This is a genomic window from Capnocytophaga sp. oral taxon 329 str. F0087, from assembly GCF_000213295.2.
GTDB lineage: Bacteria > Bacteroidota > Bacteroidia > Flavobacteriales > Flavobacteriaceae > Capnocytophaga > Capnocytophaga leadbetteri_A.
Genome location: NZ_KN389999.1, coordinates 25,874 through 42,545, shown reverse-complemented (window position 1 = coordinate 42,545; position 16,672 = coordinate 25,874). Strand labels below are relative to the sequence as shown.

Annotated in this window: 19 protein-coding genes; all 19 read left to right on the top strand. The window is 40.9% G+C overall.

All coding sequences use genetic code 11. The annotated features are described in order from the left end of the window. The first annotated feature begins 430 nt into the window (after positions 1–430). The 19 genes from HMPREF9074_RS05300 to HMPREF9074_RS05210 all read left to right on the top strand — a co-directional run bounded on the left by HMPREF9074_RS05300 (position 431) and on the right by HMPREF9074_RS05210 (position 16,631). Positions 431–1,519 (top strand): hypothetical protein, encoded by a 1,089-nt coding sequence (locus HMPREF9074_RS05300; protein WP_009390993.1) that lies wholly within the window; start codon positions 431–433, stop codon positions 1,517–1,519. A gap of 3 nt (positions 1,520–1,522) precedes the next feature. Next, positions 1,523–2,104, top strand: coding sequence for a hypothetical protein (locus HMPREF9074_RS05295; protein WP_009390995.1), 582 nt, complete (start codon positions 1,523–1,525; stop codon positions 2,102–2,104). A 53-nt stretch (positions 2,105–2,157) separates the two neighbouring features. Beyond that, positions 2,158–2,982, top strand: coding sequence for a thymidylate synthase (locus HMPREF9074_RS05290; RefSeq protein WP_009390997.1), 825 nt, complete (start codon positions 2,158–2,160; stop codon positions 2,980–2,982). A gap of 91 nt (positions 2,983–3,073) precedes the next feature. Beyond that, the gene (locus HMPREF9074_RS05285) at positions 3,074–4,219 is read left to right on the top strand and encodes an alpha/beta hydrolase (RefSeq protein ID WP_009390998.1); all 1,146 of its coding nucleotides are present in this window, start codon (positions 3,074–3,076) and stop codon (positions 4,217–4,219) included. A 19-nt stretch (positions 4,220–4,238) separates the two neighbouring features. Further along, positions 4,239–4,787, top strand: a complete 549-nt coding sequence (gene rfbC, locus HMPREF9074_RS05280) for a dTDP-4-dehydrorhamnose 3,5-epimerase (RefSeq protein ID WP_009390999.1) — start codon at positions 4,239–4,241, stop codon at positions 4,785–4,787. Next, entirely contained in the window at positions 4,787–6,046 is a 1,260-nt protein-coding gene (locus HMPREF9074_RS05275) for a putative DNA modification/repair radical SAM protein (RefSeq protein ID WP_009391000.1), read from the top strand. The genes rfbC and HMPREF9074_RS05275 overlap by 1 nt, the downstream gene beginning before the upstream one ends. Before the next feature lie 12 nt (positions 6,047–6,058). Next, a complete protein-coding gene (locus HMPREF9074_RS05270) occupies positions 6,059–6,796 on the top strand; it encodes a TIGR03915 family putative DNA repair protein (RefSeq protein WP_009391001.1) in 738 nt (245 codons plus the stop codon). 96 nt (positions 6,797–6,892) lie between these two features. Continuing rightward, positions 6,893–8,305, top strand: a complete 1,413-nt coding sequence (locus HMPREF9074_RS05265; RefSeq protein ID WP_034539897.1) for a TolC family protein — start codon at positions 6,893–6,895, stop codon at positions 8,303–8,305. A 41-nt stretch (positions 8,306–8,346) separates the two neighbouring features. Further along, on the top strand, positions 8,347–9,330 hold the full coding sequence (locus HMPREF9074_RS05260) for an HlyD family secretion protein (protein ID WP_009391003.1): 984 nt from the start codon (positions 8,347–8,349) through the stop codon (positions 9,328–9,330). A gap of 2 nt (positions 9,331–9,332) precedes the next feature. Then, on the top strand, positions 9,333–9,797 hold the full coding sequence (locus tag HMPREF9074_RS05255) for a GNAT family N-acetyltransferase (RefSeq protein WP_009391004.1): 465 nt from the start codon (positions 9,333–9,335) through the stop codon (positions 9,795–9,797). A 118-nt stretch (positions 9,798–9,915) separates the two neighbouring features. Further along, positions 9,916–10,632 (top strand): SMI1/KNR4 family protein, encoded by a 717-nt coding sequence (locus HMPREF9074_RS05250; protein WP_009391005.1) that lies wholly within the window; start codon positions 9,916–9,918, stop codon positions 10,630–10,632. 71 nt (positions 10,633–10,703) lie between these two features. Continuing rightward, positions 10,704–11,057, top strand: coding sequence for an MmcQ/YjbR family DNA-binding protein (locus HMPREF9074_RS05245; RefSeq protein ID WP_009391006.1), 354 nt, complete (start codon positions 10,704–10,706; stop codon positions 11,055–11,057). 71 nt (positions 11,058–11,128) lie between these two features. Beyond that, positions 11,129–11,578: an NTF2 fold immunity protein gene (locus tag HMPREF9074_RS05240; RefSeq protein WP_009391007.1), complete on the top strand. Its 450-nt coding sequence runs from the start codon at positions 11,129–11,131 to the stop codon at positions 11,576–11,578. Positions 11,579–11,697: 119 nt separating this feature from the next. Beyond that, positions 11,698–12,126, top strand: coding sequence for a DUF4279 domain-containing protein (locus HMPREF9074_RS05235; RefSeq protein WP_232297125.1), 429 nt, complete (start codon positions 11,698–11,700; stop codon positions 12,124–12,126). 21 nt (positions 12,127–12,147) lie between these two features. After that, on the top strand, positions 12,148–12,630 hold the full coding sequence (locus HMPREF9074_RS05230; protein ID WP_009391009.1) for a hypothetical protein: 483 nt from the start codon (positions 12,148–12,150) through the stop codon (positions 12,628–12,630). Between the two features lie 19 nt (positions 12,631–12,649). Beyond that, the gene (locus HMPREF9074_RS05225; protein WP_009391011.1) at positions 12,650–13,801 is read left to right on the top strand and encodes an ABC transporter permease; all 1,152 of its coding nucleotides are present in this window, start codon (positions 12,650–12,652) and stop codon (positions 13,799–13,801) included. Next, positions 13,788–14,972 (top strand): ABC transporter permease, encoded by a 1,185-nt coding sequence (locus HMPREF9074_RS05220; protein WP_009391012.1) that lies wholly within the window; start codon positions 13,788–13,790, stop codon positions 14,970–14,972. The genes HMPREF9074_RS05225 and HMPREF9074_RS05220 overlap by 14 nt, the downstream gene beginning before the upstream one ends. A gap of 67 nt (positions 14,973–15,039) precedes the next feature. Beyond that, complete coding sequence (rbfA, locus tag HMPREF9074_RS05215) at positions 15,040–15,432, top strand: 30S ribosome-binding factor RbfA (RefSeq protein WP_009391013.1); 393 nt, start codon at positions 15,040–15,042, stop codon at positions 15,430–15,432. Positions 15,433–15,437: 5 nt separating this feature from the next. Then, on the top strand, positions 15,438–16,631 hold the full coding sequence (locus HMPREF9074_RS05210; RefSeq protein WP_009391014.1) for an ABC transporter permease: 1,194 nt from the start codon (positions 15,438–15,440) through the stop codon (positions 16,629–16,631). Positions 16,632–16,672: the final 41 nt, after the last annotated feature.

Genomic DNA, 16,672 nt, shown 5'->3' with positions numbered 1-16,672 from the left:
CAAAACGGTACAAGGGGCTACCCCCGATGCTTCATCGCCTCAGAAAAAAGGAAAACGTTTGGGCGTAATGTACGAGACCGAAAGTGGTGAAACGATATTAGTACCCAGCGAATAACGAATAAAAACAACAAATTACTGAATTAGCAAATTAGTAAATCAGAGATTTTCTCAATTTACTAATTTGCTAATTTTTTAATGAAAAAATATCTTCTATAGCTTCCCTTTACAAAGAATATACTTACCCTTTAGGATGAGCGAAGGATAAGCGAAAGCTCACCGAAAAATAAGCATCTAATTATCCTCTCAAAACCAGAAAAATATACTATCCCCATCGCACACCTCTCAGCCCTCCCAATCCTCCCATCAACCAAATTAGCAAATTAGCAAATTATTTTGTACCTTTGCCCCGAAAATATAAAATATCAATCGTATGAAAAAAATTTTATTCAGTATTTTAGCTATCGCAGCTCTTATAGGTTGTGGTAAAGACGACAACAATACCGATGCGCCTGCGTATTCAGCTGAGGAAGCCAAGACAGAAGTAAAAGCTACAATGGACAACTTTTACGACTGCCTCAAGAAAGCTAACGATGGTGGTTTTGCTAACTTTCTTTATAACACTATTACCAAAGCACCGGGGCAAAACCAAGCTTGGTTTGGTAAATTGGCAGACCAGTTTGAACACCAACATCAGGGGCTATTTACAGCGTTAGATGATAATAAAAGATTTGATTTCAACAGCTTTAAAGGTACTTATACTTGGAGCAATGTAACTAATAGTTGGACAAAAGAAGCTAATACCGCAAAAATAGTTCTTATATTTCCTGCTACAGCTACCAGCACTACTAACAATGCACGTGCCGAGATTGATAGTTATCAAGATGAACTAGTAATAAATCAAGATAATGAGAATGTTTATCTACCCAAAAAAGCGCACCTTTTCATTTCAGTAGATAATACTAAACAGCTTGAGGTAACGCTTCGCAATGTAGAGTACAAAAAGTTAGGTGAAGGTTTTATGCCTACTGCTATTGATTTGGCTATCTTTACCAATCCGTTTACTACTACTATCAAATTAGCTAAGAAAGAGCCAACTATCTATACGCTTAACTTCAATTTTAGTTCGCCACAAGGTTGTGCTACCGGATTAGTGGGTAGTATAAAACTAACTTCTGATAATTTAGATAGCTTTACATCATTTGAAGAAGCAGTAGAATCTATCAATGTAGTAGCTTTCCAAGATAAATTCCAAGTAATAGCAAATGTTGATGTTAAATCAGTACATAAAGCAGGAAAGAAATTAGCCGATTTGGAAGGAGCTGAACTCAATACTTACTTTAAAGCAGAGCTTTACAAAAACAACAGAAAAGTAGCCGATGTGAAAGTAGAAGAAGACAACAGAGGCGATTCAGACCTTTTCTTTATCTTCTCTGATGGTTCTAAACAAAGAGCCGAAAGCTATATAGAAGATTTTGAAGAGAAAGTAGAAAATATATTCAAGCGCTTTTTCAAAGACTAAAATATGAAAAAGATAGTATTTATCTTACTTATTATAACTAATGGCATTGCTCTCGCTCAAGAGGGCAATGCTATTTTTACACCTGCTGATAGCCTAACCACTGTCCCAAGGCACCAGATAGGTATAGGGCTTTCGCGCTTTGTTAATGCAGCTTTTCCCAGCGATAGTAACACTTTCTTATTAGAATACCGATACCTAAAAAGTCCTATTTGGGCGTATAGAGTAGGGGGGGACTATAGTGCTCATAACCAAACAGACAGCCTTTATGAGGTTGCCCTAAAAGTAGGAGTCGACCACCTATACAAAAACTATCAACGTTGGCACTTTTACTATGGTGTAGATGTATGGGCGCGCCATTTGTACTACAAAGACCGTCAGCAATACTTCACCAGCATAGCGGTGAATCCGTTTTTTGGCATACAATACAAACTGAGTAAGAACTTTTCTATAGCTACTGAACCGGGTTTCTTTCTGAAATATAACATACGCCGCGACCGTAGGAGTTTCGACCCTAATGCGCAAAGCGATACTTGGGAAAGCCGATTGGCTAAAATAGGAGTGGTGCAAGTCAATTTTCATTTTTGATTTGCTGATTTGCTAATTAGTGAGTACTTTTGCCGCCCATATTTATTGTACTAATGAAAATATATCAAGACCTTTTACGACATATCTTAGCCAATGGCTATTCTAAAGACGACCGTACCGGCACAGGTACTACCAGTGTATTTGGTTACCAAATGCGCTTCGACCTCAATGAGGGTTTCCCTTTAGTTACTACCAAAAAAATACACCTCAAGTCAGTAATTTATGAGTTGCTTTGGTTTTTAAAGGGCGATACTAATATCGGCTATCTCAATGAACACGGGGTGCGCATCTGGAACGAGTGGGCTGACCCTAATGGCGACTTAGGTCCCGTCTACGGAGCCCAATGGCGCAACTGGAATGGCGAGGCAATCGACCAGCTCAAGGCAGTAGTCGATACCCTAAAGCACAACCCTGAGAGCAGGCGTATTATTGTATCGGCTTGGAATCCTTCCGTGCTACCCGATACTCGCAAGAGTTTTGCAGAGAATGTAGCCAATGGCAAGGCTGCCTTGCCTCCTTGTCACGCTTTGTTTCAGTTTTACGTAGCCGATGGCAAACTCTCTTGTCAGCTATACCAGCGCAGTGCCGATGTATTTCTGGGGGTGCCCTTCAACATTGCTTCGTATGCACTGCTAACGATGATGCTGGCACAGGTGTGCGACCTGCAATTAGGCGATTTTGTGCATACTTTTGGCGATGTACATATCTACAACAACCACCGCGAACAGGTAGCCCTGCAGCTTAGCCGTACACCGCGTCCCTTGCCTACTATGCACCTCAATCCTGCTGTAAAAGACCTTTTTGCTTTTAATTATACTGATTTCAGACTCGAGGGCTACGACCCTTACCCTACTATCAAAGCAGCAGTAGCTGTCTGAAGCGTTAAAGTTTAGTTAAATAGAGAATAAAACTTTGCTATATGCTGTTTTTTAGCGTTATTTGTGCTGTCTTAACAAATAAATTATAGCAATGAAAAAAATCAGTACCCTATTGTTAGTGCTATTGGCACTACCTAATGTTTTTGCCCAATTTACGACAGAAAACTTCTCGTCTGGCAAGCTAAACCGCTCGCAGAAAATAGGTATTTACAAACCTGCTAACTACTCTGATAAGCAAAGCTATCCGCTATTGGTAGTACTCGATGCCGAAACGCTCTTAGAGCCTGTTATCACAATGGCTAAGTACTATGAGCAGTACCAAGAGATGCCCAAATGTATCATCGTAGGGGTGTTTGGTACAAAATTAGAAGATGTAGCTATCATCGATGAGGTAGCCCGCCCGATGAATGAATCTGCACGTTTCTTTGAGTTTATCTCTACCGAATTGGTGCCTTATATGCAGGGGAAATTCCCTATAGCCGAGATGAAAGGTATTATAGGGGCTGAGGCAGCAGGATTTCTCATCAACTACTATATGCTGTCAGAAAAGCCAGTGTTTAATATGTACGTCAGCCTCAATCCTGTAACCATACCACGTATGGGGGAACAGTTTGCTGAAGCCTTAGCATTAGGATTTAAGAAGCGTATGTTTTACTATATGGCAGTTGCCGATGTAGAAAACAAGTTGAATTACGACACAGCTATTCGTTTTCAGCAAGCGATGCGTTCTACCCCTGCCCACGAATCGGTACAATACTATTTTTCTGATATGAAGGGGGAGGCTGTCAATCGCGCTAAGTTAGAAGGATTAGCAGAAGCTTTTGATAAGTGCTTCGATGTATATAAACCTATAGGCGGCAAAGAATTCAAAACCAAAATGGAGACGCTTAACAGTGGTATTTTTGAGTATTTAGAAAATAAGTACAATACAATTGAGGAGTATTTTGGGGTTAAGAAAAAGCCAACACTTAATGATATAATGGCAGATTATACCGCCATAAAAGGCGCTGCTGATTGGCCTTCGCTCAAGAAACTATCAAAATACGTAGAGGATAATGGCTATGCCAAAACAGCTATGCCAAGCTACTTTATGGCAGAATATTATGAGAAAACCTCCGATTATAAAAAGGCGCTGAAAACGTACCAAAAGGCGTATACAGAGCAAGATATAGATTTTATCACCGGCGATTTGATAACAGATAAAATAAATCAGCTAAAATCAGGAGGTAAGAAATAAGAAAATTGAATTTTGAATTATGAAAGTTATTAAAACAAAGATTGAAGGGGTAGTGATTATTGAGCCCCAAGTGTTTTTTGATGGGAGAGGCTACTTTTTTGAGTCTTTTTCGCAACAGCGATTTAATGAGCAAGTAGCCCCTATTACCTTTGTGCAAGACAACGAATCGAAATCATCGTATGGTGTCTTGCGCGGACTTCACTTTCAGAAACCACCATTCACACAATCTAAATTAGTGCGAGTAGTGAAAGGCAAAGTGCTAGACGTAGCAGTAGATTTACGTCGCAACTCACCTACCTTTGGGCAGTACGAATCGGTACTACTTACTGAGGAAAACAAAAGGCAGTTTTTTGTACCTCAAGGTTTTGCACACGGATTTGCAGTATTGAGTGATGAGGCTATCTTTCAGTACAAATGCGATAACTACTATGCCCCCCAGAGTGAAGGGAGTGTGCGTTGGGACGACCCCTCTATCAACATCGATTGGCAACTGCCTATAGCAGATGTATTGCTCTCAGAGAAAGATAAGAACGCACCTCTGTTAGAAGCACTCGAAACGATATTCTAATGAATTTTGAACGTATAAAAGAGAAATTAGCCATTCTGGCTGATGCAGCTAAATATGACGTTTCTTGCTCTAGTAGTGGTAGTAACCGCAAAGGAGTAAAAGGCGACTTAGGCAACACCTCCGCTTTTGGTATTTGTCATTCATTTACCGAAGACGGCAGGTGTATCTCTTTGCTCAAAATTTTGCTTACCAATCACTGCATTTATGATTGTGTGTACTGCGTATCGCGCCGCTCTAACGACATCAAGCGGGCTGCCTTTACTGTAGAAGAGATTGTCGATTTGACGATTAATTTCTACCGAAGAAATTATATAGAGGGACTTTTCCTCAGCTCAGGTGTATTTAAAGACCCTAATACTACTATGGAGCGCTTGGTGCGTGTGGCTAAGAAGCTGCGGTTAGAAGAGCGTTTCAACGGGTATATCCACCTGAAGACAATCCCAGGTGCTAGCGATGAACTCATCAGAGAGGCAGGCTTGTATGCCGATAGGCTTTCTATCAATTTAGAAATTCCTACTAAAGAGGGCTTGAAACTCCTCGCTCCTGAGAAAGATCATAAGCAAATGCTCTCTAATGTCGAATTTGTGAAAAACGAGTTGGCTATCAGCACTATTGAAAAGCAGAAGTACAAACACGCTCCTAAGTTTGCTCCTGCCGGACAGACTACCCAGATGATTATAGGGGCTACGAATGAAACTGACCAAAAAATCATACACGTAGCCGACTATATGTATCAGAAGTTAGCCTTGAAGCGAGTGTATTACTCTGGTTACGTGCCAGTGTTGCAAGACAGTAGGTTGCCATCGCTACAATCACAAGTGCCGGTAGTGCGCGAAAACCGCCTCTACCAAGCCGATTGGCTGATGCGCTATTACGGTTTTGCTCCTAATGAAATAGTAGACGAGCGCCAGCCTTTCTTAGACCTCGAAATAGATCCTAAACTGGCGTGGGCTTTGCGCAACTCGCACCTATTCCCTATAGATATCAACCAAGCCCCTCGCGAAATGCTGCTGCGCATACCCGGTGTAGGGGTTCGCTCAGTACAGAAGATACTGATGGCACGCAAGTTTCAGACACTTAGTTATTACGACCTGAAGAAAATGGGGGTTACCCTAAGCCGAGCAAAGTATTTCATTACCTGCAGTGGGGCTACTCCTTTGGCTGGTACCATAGACCCTCTCCGATTGCGCGGCTTGCTACTTAGTCAAAGTCATAGCAAACACAAACAGCTTTTTACAGGCCAGTTATCACTTTTCTAATCGCTTTCTCTTTTGAAATACCTAATCTACGACCATACTTTCGAAGGACTGCTCACGGCTATCTTCACCGTATTCGAGTACCGCTATGAGCAGGTAAAGATTATCAGCGAGCAGCGCTTTACGCCTATTCTTTTTGGTGAGGAAGTGCCTATATATACCGATGCCGCTAAGGCACAGCGAGTGTTTACTAAGTTAGAAAGTCTTGTAGGAAAAGAGGGGGTGCAGACCCTTCTGTACGCCTTTGTCTCAGAAGAAGAGGGGATGGAAAATAGTCTTTTAGAGGCGGTGCAGCTTATACTCAAGCACCCTACAGACAATGTGCTGACTAACTTTGCACATCCTGCTATCCTCAGCATTCGCAAGGCTGCTAAAAGCGTAGGGCGCGAAGTACATCGTATGAAAGAGTTTGTGCGCTTCGAGCAGGTAGGCGACTTATACTTTGCTAAAATCACTCCTTTTTTTGATGTATTACCCTTGGTAGTGCCTCATTTTCGCAATCGGTTTTCAGACCAAAAATGGGTGCTTTATGACCCCCAGCGGTTCTATGGCTTTGCTTACGACCTGCGGTCGGTTACGCACTTTACCCCAGCTGATAAGCACTTTGGTATTACCCAAGCGGTAGCTTATGAAAGCTACGAAACACTATGGCGCACTTACTTTCAGCATATCAACATCAAAGAACGCAAAAACCAGCGATACCAAATGCGTAATCTTCCCAAACGCTATTGGAAATACTTGCCTGAAATGTAATTTTTTATTCTATCTTAAAAACATTCCCTTTTTTTATAGCCTCTCTTTCAGAAAAACGCCGTAATTTTGCCCCGTCAAACAAAAGTAAAAGTTTTTATGAAGAGACTTATCTTATACGAATCATTTTCTTGCTTATTTTCTGCCCCTATGTGGGCACAGTCGCTTTCGTGGACTGAAGCCTTAGACCGGATGCAAAATCACAATCAAAAACTCAAAGGGATAGAGAAACAAACTGAGGCAGCTACCGAGGGCAAAAAAGCCTATCAAGGGCTTTACTTGCCACAACTGAGCCTCAATGCAAGCTATATGCACCTCGCCGACCCCTTATCGCTAGATTTTAATGATAATAAAGCGCCTTTGAAAAGTGGCTTGCAGGGCTTTGCTACCCAGCTACCGCCTACAATGCGCCCATTATTCACCCCTTTACTCGGAAGGGTGCAACCCCTCTTTGCCCAAGATTGGCGCTATGAGTTTCAGAAACAAGACATTTGGAAGATAAGTGCCGATGCCAAATGGGTACTTTTTGCTGGCGGAAAGGTGAGAGTCGCTAATAAAATAGGCACACTCAATACTGAAATGGCAACAGTAGAACGCCAAAAAACCGAAAATGTACTAATAAGCGAGTTAGCTGAACGTTATTTTCAACGTCAGTTAGCTGAAAAGGCTTTAGAAGTTCGCCAGAAGTCGCTATCTACAGCAGAACATCACTACGAGAATGCTCAAAAGCTCGAAAAGAATGGTATGATAGCTTCAGTAGAGGTGTTACAAGCCAAGAAAGCTGTTACCGATGCTCAGCGCGAGGTGATGGCAACTGAAAAAGATATGCAGTTAGCGCAGACAGCTCTGTATGGCGTAATGGGCATAGCTGAGCAACCTCTTACAGCCCTTACCACCGAACTTTTTGAGGTAGCACCGCTACAGCCGCTCGAATACTACCAACAGCAAGCCAAAGAGCACTATCCTGCTATAGTGCAAGCGAAGATAAAAGCCCAAATGGCTACCCAAAGCGTCAAAGCACAGCAAGCCGCCTACCTACCCGATGTAGCTGTAGTAGGCAAGAAATACTTGTGGAGCGAAAATCTACCACTTACCGAACCCGATAATTGGGTAGTAGGAGTAGGGTTGCAATGGAATCTCTTCAACGGATTGCAAGATAAGCACAAAATAGCCCAAGCCAAAGCCTTACGCGAGAGTGTAGAGCTCATCACCGCTCAGGCTGAAAAAGACGTACAAACCTTGGTAAAGAAACAATATACCGAGATAGAGAAGCAACGCGAACAATACCTCAGTTTAGAAGAGAGTTTGCGCTTTGCTGAAGAATTGGTGCGCGCTCGCGATAAGGCTTTTGCCGAAGGGCTCTCCACCTCTACTGATGTAGCCGATGCGAACCTCTATTTGGCTTCTATTAAAATCAAACGTTATCAAGCCCTTTTTGAAATGGACAAAACCCTCGCTCAACTTCTCGAGACCTGCGGAATGAGCGATAAATTTACTTCAATGATCAAATAACTAATAATTCAAAATACGCTATATACTATAATTATAACAAGATGAAAAAGAAAAACATCACCGGACTTATTATCACTATTGCCGTATTTGCGGTAGTACTCATTCTTTCTATTTACTTCTTTAGCGACCGCGAGCCCGTATACTTGCAAGGTCAGGTAGAAGCCAAACAAATCAACGTTGCTCCAAAAGTACCTGGTAGGGTAAAAGCTATTTATAAGCAAGAAGGCGACCAAGTGCGCAAAGGCGATTTGCTTTTAGAACTAGAGAGCACCGAACTCGATGCTAAGCTATCACAAGCCCAAGCAGCGCGTATGGCAGCGCAAGCCCAGTCTGACAAAGCCCAAAGCGGAGCGCGTACTGAGCAGATACGAGGGGCGTACAACGTATGGCAACAAGCAAAAGCAGCTGCCGAGTTGGCTGAGAAAACCTATCAACGCGTAAGCAACCTCTATAATGAAAAAGTATTACCTGCTCAAAAGAAAGACGAGGCATACACCCAGATGATTGCCCTACAAAAGCAAGCCGAGGCAGCTGAATCGCAGTACGAAATGGCTAAAAACGGAGCTCGTGTAGAGGATAAAACGGCAGCACAAGCACTTGTTGCCCAAGCGCAAGGGGTTATTACAGAGGTAAATGCTTATAAAGAGGGGGCTAAAGTATTTGCCCCTGCCGATGCCGAGATACAGACTATCATTCCTAATGAAGGCGAAATCGTAAATGCAGGTTATCCTGTGATGAACCTCATCGACAGCAGCGACGAGTGGGTAGTATTCAACATCCGCGAAGATAAAATGGCTAATTTCAAGATAGGCACCAAGTTTAAAGGGATAGTCCCTGCTCTTGCCAATCAAGTGATAGAGTTAGAGGTAAAACATATAGCTGTACAAGCCGATTTTGCTACTTGGACAGCTACCAAAAGCAAAGGCGACTTCGACAAGAAAACTTTTGCTATCAAAGCCTACCCTACCCAAAAAGTAAAAGACCTAAGACCAGGAATGTCGGTGTTAGTAGAAGATAAAAAGTAAAGGTGAAAATAACTGAAGGACTATCAACTAAAGATAAGCAAGCCATTATATATTGGACAAATAGCAAAGGGACAGATTTCTTGCAACAATGGGCAGGCGATGCTTTGCCCTATCCTATTACAATAGAAGCGCTCAATGCTTTGCCTCATTGTTTTCGTATTGAGGCAGGAGGTAACTTTATAGGAATGATTCAGAAAATAAGAGTAGAGGATAACAATGTACATATAGGTAGGTTTATTATCAATCCTTCGCTTACAGGAAAAGGATTAGGCACAGAGGCAATGCGCTTGTTTATCTCTATGCTTTTTGAAGAGGAATATGTTAGCTCCATTAGTTTAAATGTATTTGATGACAACCCCATAGCTAAAGGACTTTATACAAAACTCGGTTTTGAAGTAGTAGCCACTATTGAGGGAGAAAGAAAAAAATACAAAATGGTTAAAAATGCACCTACTTATGAAAAGTAATTGTTTACCTTGTCTATAGGTTGAGCGAAGGATAAGCGAAGAATGACCGAACTCGCCTCACAATCGCACCAGCAATTACAGAAAACCAAGCATTTTTGTAGCATAAAAAATTATTAATATGAACCCATTACAACAAATAGAACAAACTTATAGTTTTCAGTACCCCAAGCTATATCACCAGCTTTATGAGGATGGTATGCTCAATTGGGGACAATTTGGGCCTCGTTGGCGCGAACTTGAGTACCCTAAAATCAAAGATAATCCACCATTACTTTTAGAAGGGCGTATGGATTTTGAAATTTTAGAACTCTCTGAAATATCAGAAGAAATAGAATTCTTACACGGTGCCGAAAGTTTTTATAAAATTAAGCCTGAGTACCTCTTCATCCCTTTTGGGCAGAATGGAGCAGGCGACTATTATTGTTTATTTTATAATAAAGAAAACCCTTTTTCTGAACCTAGGGTAGTACTATTTGCTCACGATTTTAACGAAGCAGAAGTTCTAGCCGATAACTTTCAGAATTTTATTTTCTACGGATTGTTAGAATGTGTGTTATATATGGATGAACTCCTTGCTGATGACGATTCTTTTTATACCGAAATAGCCAATATGCTCCGCACTCATCGCCCTTATCTAAGTGAACAGCAAACAAAAATAGTAGAAGACATTTATAAAAGAAAAACTTTTGAATCTACTTACACCTATACATTTAAGGATAGAGAACGCACAGAAAAATATATAGGGTTGCTTTCGCGAGAAGAGTTCGACACTTTGTGTAGCAAGTTTATTGCTATTCCAAAAGAAGAAAAACAATTTGAATATAGCGATGTCTAAAAAGAAACATCTTTACCCCTGACGAGTTTATGGTAATCTCTCGGTACAGATTAATAAGATTTTTGAATAATATGAACTTAGAAGAACTCAGAGAATATTGTTTGTCTTTGACTCACGCTACTGAGGATATGCCTTTTGACGAGGATATTTTGGTATTTCGTATTTGTAATCGCATATTTGCGCTTACAAGTTTAGAAACAAGACCTTTGCGGGTGAGCCTCAAATGCGACCCCGAGCGCGCGATAGAACTCCGCGAGCAATACCCCGATAAGATTGTAGCGGGCTACCACCTCAACAAAAAACATTGGAATACGGTCTCTTTAGAAGACTTGCCTCTCACTCTTATTAAGGAGATGATACAACACTCTTACGACCAAGTACTCGCTAAAGTCCCCAAGAAAGAGAGAGAAATGTTAATCCATTGATTTCTCTAAAATAATTGATTTACTCGCAATCTATCTTTGTTTGACTATAACTAAAAAAACAACTATTCAAAATGACTGAAACAGAACAAACCCTACGCCAGCGTTTCACTGCTTTCTTACAAGCGATGTACGACTGGGAAACAGAAGCCAACAGAGTTGACGAAGAAGAAGTGGAAAAAAAGAAAACCCTCTCTTGGGAAGACTTTTGCAAAAAGCAAACCGAGCTCCGTATCCCTATTTATAAGGAATACATCACCGAACGCGAACGCAAATATGGTGGTTCCGAATACACCAGTCACGGATTCCCTCCTAACTACGACCCCTCTAAAGAAAGCATTACTGAGGTACAAATCTCGGGTAAAAAAGCCTCTATCTTTACCGATAGGGTCTATGCCGGAATGAATTACAAACGTGAGTACAAATACAAACTTGTAGAAGATCGCTGGCTATTAGATACTATCAAAGAACAGTATTTGCCAGAAAACAGAGACCCTGAAAAATGGAAGAGTGTGATTATATAAGTATTTATTTTATTATCAAGAGCTTACAAAAAGTCACCAAGTTGGTGACTTTTTAGAGATGTCACTGAGCATCGCCTCTTATCAACTCAAAGAAATCATCGATAACACTATCGCTGAATTTGAAAAAAACAAACTTAAAACCTCTTAGGAATAGAATGACACGAAGTAAATTAACTTTTATTGTTTATGGCGATATGTTTGATGTAGATGAGTTTTCCAAAATCATAAATATATCCCCTACCGAATTTGCTTACAAAGGTGATAAACTAAAATTTAGGATAAGTACAGAAACATTTTGGCAACATTCATTTAAAGATATTATATCTCTTTATGTAGAAGATAGTTTAAAGCCTCTTGAAAAAATTATAACCCCAAGAATTGAGGAGATAGCTTCATTTATGCAGAAAAACGATTTAAAATCTATAATGCGTTTTAAAGTTGAAACAAATAAAGAACCTGCTCCAGCAATAGTTTTTGAAAACAATACTATCAATTTGCTAAGCAAACTAAACAGTTCTATTGATTTAGATTTGTATATCTATGATTGATATAAGTCACCAATTAACAAAATGAACACATCTAATTATACCACCAAGTTTGGCACTCTTGCTTTCTCACAAAAAGTGGGAGACGAGTATTTTTGGGAGGCTTCATATCAGTGTAAAAGTGATTTCTATAAAGAAACTTTACAGCTACCTTTTTCTGTGTTTAGCAAAAGTGGAACCATCACCCCTGATACTATTGCTTTTATTGAACAGATCCTTATCAGAGCAGATAAGTTGGTAGCCAAAGCACTTTCTTATTTTCAAGAACAACTGCTGATATGTTCAGAAGGCTTTCATCTTTCAGAAGAAGAAAAACAATTGCTCAGTGTTCCCTTGCAGGAAGTCCCTTTGGAAAGTCCGCAGTTCCTATTTTATGACAACAAAGAATGGATATTGCATTTTGCCAGAGGTAGTTTCAGCTTTTGCGAACCTTATGGCGTTTCTTTTCACTTTAAAGACAAAGAACCTATCCTAATAGAAAACTTAGAAGACGCTGAAGAAATATAACTAATTTTCAAATTATACGATGAAATACTTTAAAACCGAATGCAAGAACCTATTCCTATCACCTAAACGGCTGTTTTACGTTTTGGTGCTTCCCTTTATTATCTTTGGGTTCTTTGCGGCTATTTTCTACAAAGGCGTTCCTCGCGACCTGCCTATGGCGTATATCAATTACGACCAAAGTCAGCTCTCCGAAAACCTTTTGCGTATGCTTGATGCTACGCCCAATATCGACCTGAAAATCAAACTCACCGATGAGCAGGAAGCCCAACGCCTTATTCAGCAACAACAGATAATGGGCTTTATTGTCATTCCTGCCGATTTTCAGCAGAAACTTTTCAAAGGCGAAAACCAATCGGTAATTTGCTATACCAATAACCAATTTATGTTGGGGGCAAGTCTTATTCAGAAGGATTTTCAGACCACAGTAGGTACTTTCTCAGCTGGATTGGTGATGAAAAAGAAAATGCAAAAAGGACAACAAACCGACAAGGTATATGCGGAAGCCCAGCCTATAAAGGTAGACGACCACGTTTTGTACAATCCTTATGCTAACTATGCCTATTATCTGCTCACGGCCTTTTTGCCTATGATGTTTCAGATGATAGTAATGATGGTAACCGTGTATGTATTGGGTATAGAGTTCCGCTATCGCAGAGGCAAACAATGGCTCAAAAGAGCAGGCGGCAGTCCGCTAAAAGCTCTTGTAGGGAAACTCTTGCCTTACACCTTAGCCCTCTTCTTTGTAGCGTGGTGGATGAATTATCTGCTCTTCGGACTTATCGGCGCACCTCTACATATCCCGATGCTCAATGTGGTGCTTATTACCTTTGCCTTAGTGATAGTATATCAGATTATCGGTATTACGCTTGTCTCTTTTATGCCTAACTTTAGGTCAGCACTCACTGTAGGTAGTGGCTTTACCGCCATAGCTTTCTCGTTTGCGGCTTATACTTTTCCTATGGAAGGGTTGCCTCGTAGCATACAGTATTTAGCGCAAATCTTCCCTTATGCCCATTTTATGAAATATTATGTGAATCGCGCTATCAAGGGTATCCCTGTAGAGATGACTTGGCAACCGCTTTTAGCATTGTTGCTCTTTGGTTTGCTACTGATAGTAGCCTACCCTATGTTTGTAAAGAAAATAAAATCAGGAGGATATGAAACAATTTAGAAGTTATGTATATCAAAGCTCAGCCGATTTTACCCGTGCTATGCTTTGGGAAGCCAAATATATATTCCGCGATAAAGCGGTGTTCTTTTCATTTGTAATTGTAGCTATTGCCGTCTCTTTCTTGTACACCTACCTTTATTCTGAAGAGACTCTACAAAAACTCCCTATAGGGGTGATAGATGAAGACAATACTGCCCAAAGCCGCCAGTTCTTGCGTATGATTGATGCTAATAGCGGCGTGGCTATCTATAGTAGTTACCTAAATCTTTCTGAAGCACAAAAGGCTTTTCAGCAGGAGAAAATACGTGGTATAGTTACGGTTCCTAAAGGCTTTTCACGCGACTTGCAACGCGGCGAACAACCCTCTATATCTGTCTATGCCGATGCCTCTTATATGCTCTATTACAAGCAAGTGCTTACAGCAGCCAAAATATCAGCTACTTACCTCAACGCAGGAGTAGAGATGAAACGCTCTTCAGCACAAGGCAAACTCCCTACCCAAGCGCGCGAAGAGGCTATGCCCGTAAGTGCTAAGGTAGTGAGCCTATATAACCCCTCTTCGGGCTATGCTACCTTTCTTATCCCTATGGTATTTGTGATTATCTTTCAGACTACCATTCTCACTGCGGTGGGCATTCTCGGAGGTACGATGCGCGAGGGCAATAAGCTACGCCGCATATACCCCAATTCTAATAGCTTCTGGGGGGCACTGCCTATAGTGATGGGCAAAGCGACTACCTATTTAGGTCTTTCTATGGTCATTTTGCTCATAATTCTCGGGATAATAATGCCTCTTTTTGGTATCCCAATGCGCAGTACGATGCTTACCACTATGGTGTTTATGACACCTTTTATCCTTTCAATAGTCTTTATGGGGCTTTGTTTGCTGAACTTTCTCCGCCGTAGAGAAGACGCTATTATGCTCATTATGTACACATCATTACCAGCGATGATGCTTACCGGTTTTTCGTGGCCTTCAGTAGCGATGCCCGAGTGGCTAAACGTCATCTCATATGTTGTGCCCACTACTTTAGGGGCGAAAGGCTTTACCTCTATTACCCAGATGGGTGCCTCCTTGCCTACCATTATGCCCTATTGGCTTGGTATGTGGGGGTTATGCCTGCTTTACCTATTTTTAGCAACCCTTACCCTTCGGAAGGTGCTGCGGTAATTAAGCAAATTTGCTCATTTGCTAATTAAGTTTTATCTTTGCCGAAAATATTAAAAATCAACAAGTTTTGGAAAATAACAGACAGAAGAAAATAGCAGGTATCATACAAGAGGAATTAGCCAAAGTCCTTCAGCAGTCTATTCGCGACGCAGGACAGCAAAACCTCTTAGTTTCAGTCACTAAAGTTACCGTTACTATTGATTTATCGGTAGCTAAGGTCTATTTAAGTGTATTTCCTGAAGCCAAAGCAGCTGAGGTGCTCAAAGGAGTAACCTCTAACAGTCCGCTTATCAAGCACGAACTATCGCAGATTACCAAGCACCAATTCAGACGTATGCCCGAATTGCTTTTCTATATTGATGATTCTTTACAATACATTGAAGGTATAGAGCAATCACTAAAAGAAGAAGAGAACCCGATTGAAAATCGCGAGTTGCTTTACAAGAGAAAAATGACATAGAAACGATGAACCCCATTTTTTATATAGCAAGGCGATATATATTCGCCAAAAGTTCTCAGAATGTTATCAACATTATCAATAGGGTAACAGCCTTTGTAGTAGTACTTGGGGCTGCTGCCCTTTTTATTGTCCTTGCAGGTTTTGCGGGTCTTAAGCATTTTACCCTTTCTTTCTCTTCAACTTTCGACCCCGACCTAAAAATCTTACCAGCCAAAGGCAAATACCTCTCACTTACCTCACAAGATACTCTTAAACTACAACAAATTAGCCAAGTAGCCCACTTTACTAAGGTGCTCGAAGAGCAAGTATTTCTCACCCATAATCAGAAAAATCATATAGCTTACATCAAAGGGGTAGATGAGCAATATCCTAAAGTCAATGAAATCGATAGTATCATTGTGCTCGGCAACTGGCAGCTTACCCCACCTAGCGTAGTGGTAGGAGGTACTATTTTCAACAAATTAGGCTTAAACCTTACCGATGCCTCTTCTCCTTTGCAGATAGTGGTGCCCAAGGCAGGCAAAGGCAGTATACTAAGCGACCCAATGCCTTATCGACAAGCTTTTTCGGTAGTGCAAGGCATCTATCAACTCACGGAGGATTTAGATAAGAAATATGTATTTTCATCTTTAGATGAAGCACGTTTTTTATTGGGAGTAACGCCTGATAAAGTGTCGGCTATCGAAGTGAAGTTAGTACCACAAGCCGATGAAAAGACAGCAACGGAAGCTATTGCGCGCGCTTTTGAGCAACCAGTAATAGTGAAGAACCGTGTGCAGCTAAATGATGCGCTCTATCGTATGTTAAACACCGAGAATATAGCGGTTTATCTTATTTTCATCTTAGTGCTAATTATAGCGTTATTCAACCTTGTAGGGGCTATTATTATGATGATTCTTGATAAAAAAGACGACCTGCAGACGCTTTATGCTTTGGGTATGAATCAGCGGCAAATGCGCCAAATCTTCTTTTGGCAAGGTACGATGGCTTCGGTGGTAGGGGCAACTATAGGCATTGCTTTAGGGGCGCTAATAGTATGGCTACAACAGCAATTCTCTTTAGTAATGATAAGCCCTACATTGGCTTATCCTGTAGCCATTACCCCTATGAATACGCTTATTGTATTGGTTACTATTGTAGTATTAGGCTTGTTAGCCTCGTTAGTAGCCTCTTCAAGAGTGAAGAATAGAATGAAATAACCTTTAAAATATAGTAAACAAAAAAGGCTTCACAGAAATGT

What these genes read in the sequence shown, in the direction of transcription:
- HMPREF9074_RS05300 (WP_009390993.1), top strand. Translation starts at nt 431, where the DNA reads ATGAAAAAAATTTTATTCAGTATTTTAGCTATCGCAGCTCTTATAGGT.
- HMPREF9074_RS05295 (WP_009390995.1), top strand. Translation starts at nt 1,523, where the DNA reads ATGAAAAAGATAGTATTTATCTTACTTATTATAACTAATGGCATTGCT.
- HMPREF9074_RS05290 (WP_009390997.1), top strand. Translation starts at nt 2,158, where the DNA reads ATGAAAATATATCAAGACCTTTTACGACATATCTTAGCCAATGGCTAT.
- HMPREF9074_RS05285 (WP_009390998.1), top strand. Translation starts at nt 3,074, where the DNA reads ATGAAAAAAATCAGTACCCTATTGTTAGTGCTATTGGCACTACCTAAT.
- rfbC (WP_009390999.1), top strand. Translation starts at nt 4,239, where the DNA reads ATGAAAGTTATTAAAACAAAGATTGAAGGGGTAGTGATTATTGAGCCC.
- HMPREF9074_RS05275 (WP_009391000.1), top strand. Translation starts at nt 4,787, where the DNA reads ATGAATTTTGAACGTATAAAAGAGAAATTAGCCATTCTGGCTGATGCA.
- HMPREF9074_RS05265 (WP_034539897.1), top strand. Translation starts at nt 6,893, where the DNA reads ATGAAGAGACTTATCTTATACGAATCATTTTCTTGCTTATTTTCTGCC.
- HMPREF9074_RS05260 (WP_009391003.1), top strand. Translation starts at nt 8,347, where the DNA reads ATGAAAAAGAAAAACATCACCGGACTTATTATCACTATTGCCGTATTT.
- HMPREF9074_RS05250 (WP_009391005.1), top strand. Translation starts at nt 9,916, where the DNA reads ATGAACCCATTACAACAAATAGAACAAACTTATAGTTTTCAGTACCCC.
- HMPREF9074_RS05245 (WP_009391006.1), top strand. Translation starts at nt 10,704, where the DNA reads ATGAACTTAGAAGAACTCAGAGAATATTGTTTGTCTTTGACTCACGCT.
- HMPREF9074_RS05240 (WP_009391007.1), top strand. Translation starts at nt 11,129, where the DNA reads ATGACTGAAACAGAACAAACCCTACGCCAGCGTTTCACTGCTTTCTTA.
- HMPREF9074_RS05230 (WP_009391009.1), top strand. Translation starts at nt 12,148, where the DNA reads ATGAACACATCTAATTATACCACCAAGTTTGGCACTCTTGCTTTCTCA.
- HMPREF9074_RS05225 (WP_009391011.1), top strand. Translation starts at nt 12,650, where the DNA reads ATGAAATACTTTAAAACCGAATGCAAGAACCTATTCCTATCACCTAAA.
- HMPREF9074_RS05220 (WP_009391012.1), top strand. Translation starts at nt 13,788, where the DNA reads ATGAAACAATTTAGAAGTTATGTATATCAAAGCTCAGCCGATTTTACC.
- HMPREF9074_RS05210 (WP_009391014.1), top strand. Translation starts at nt 15,438, where the DNA reads ATGAACCCCATTTTTTATATAGCAAGGCGATATATATTCGCCAAAAGT.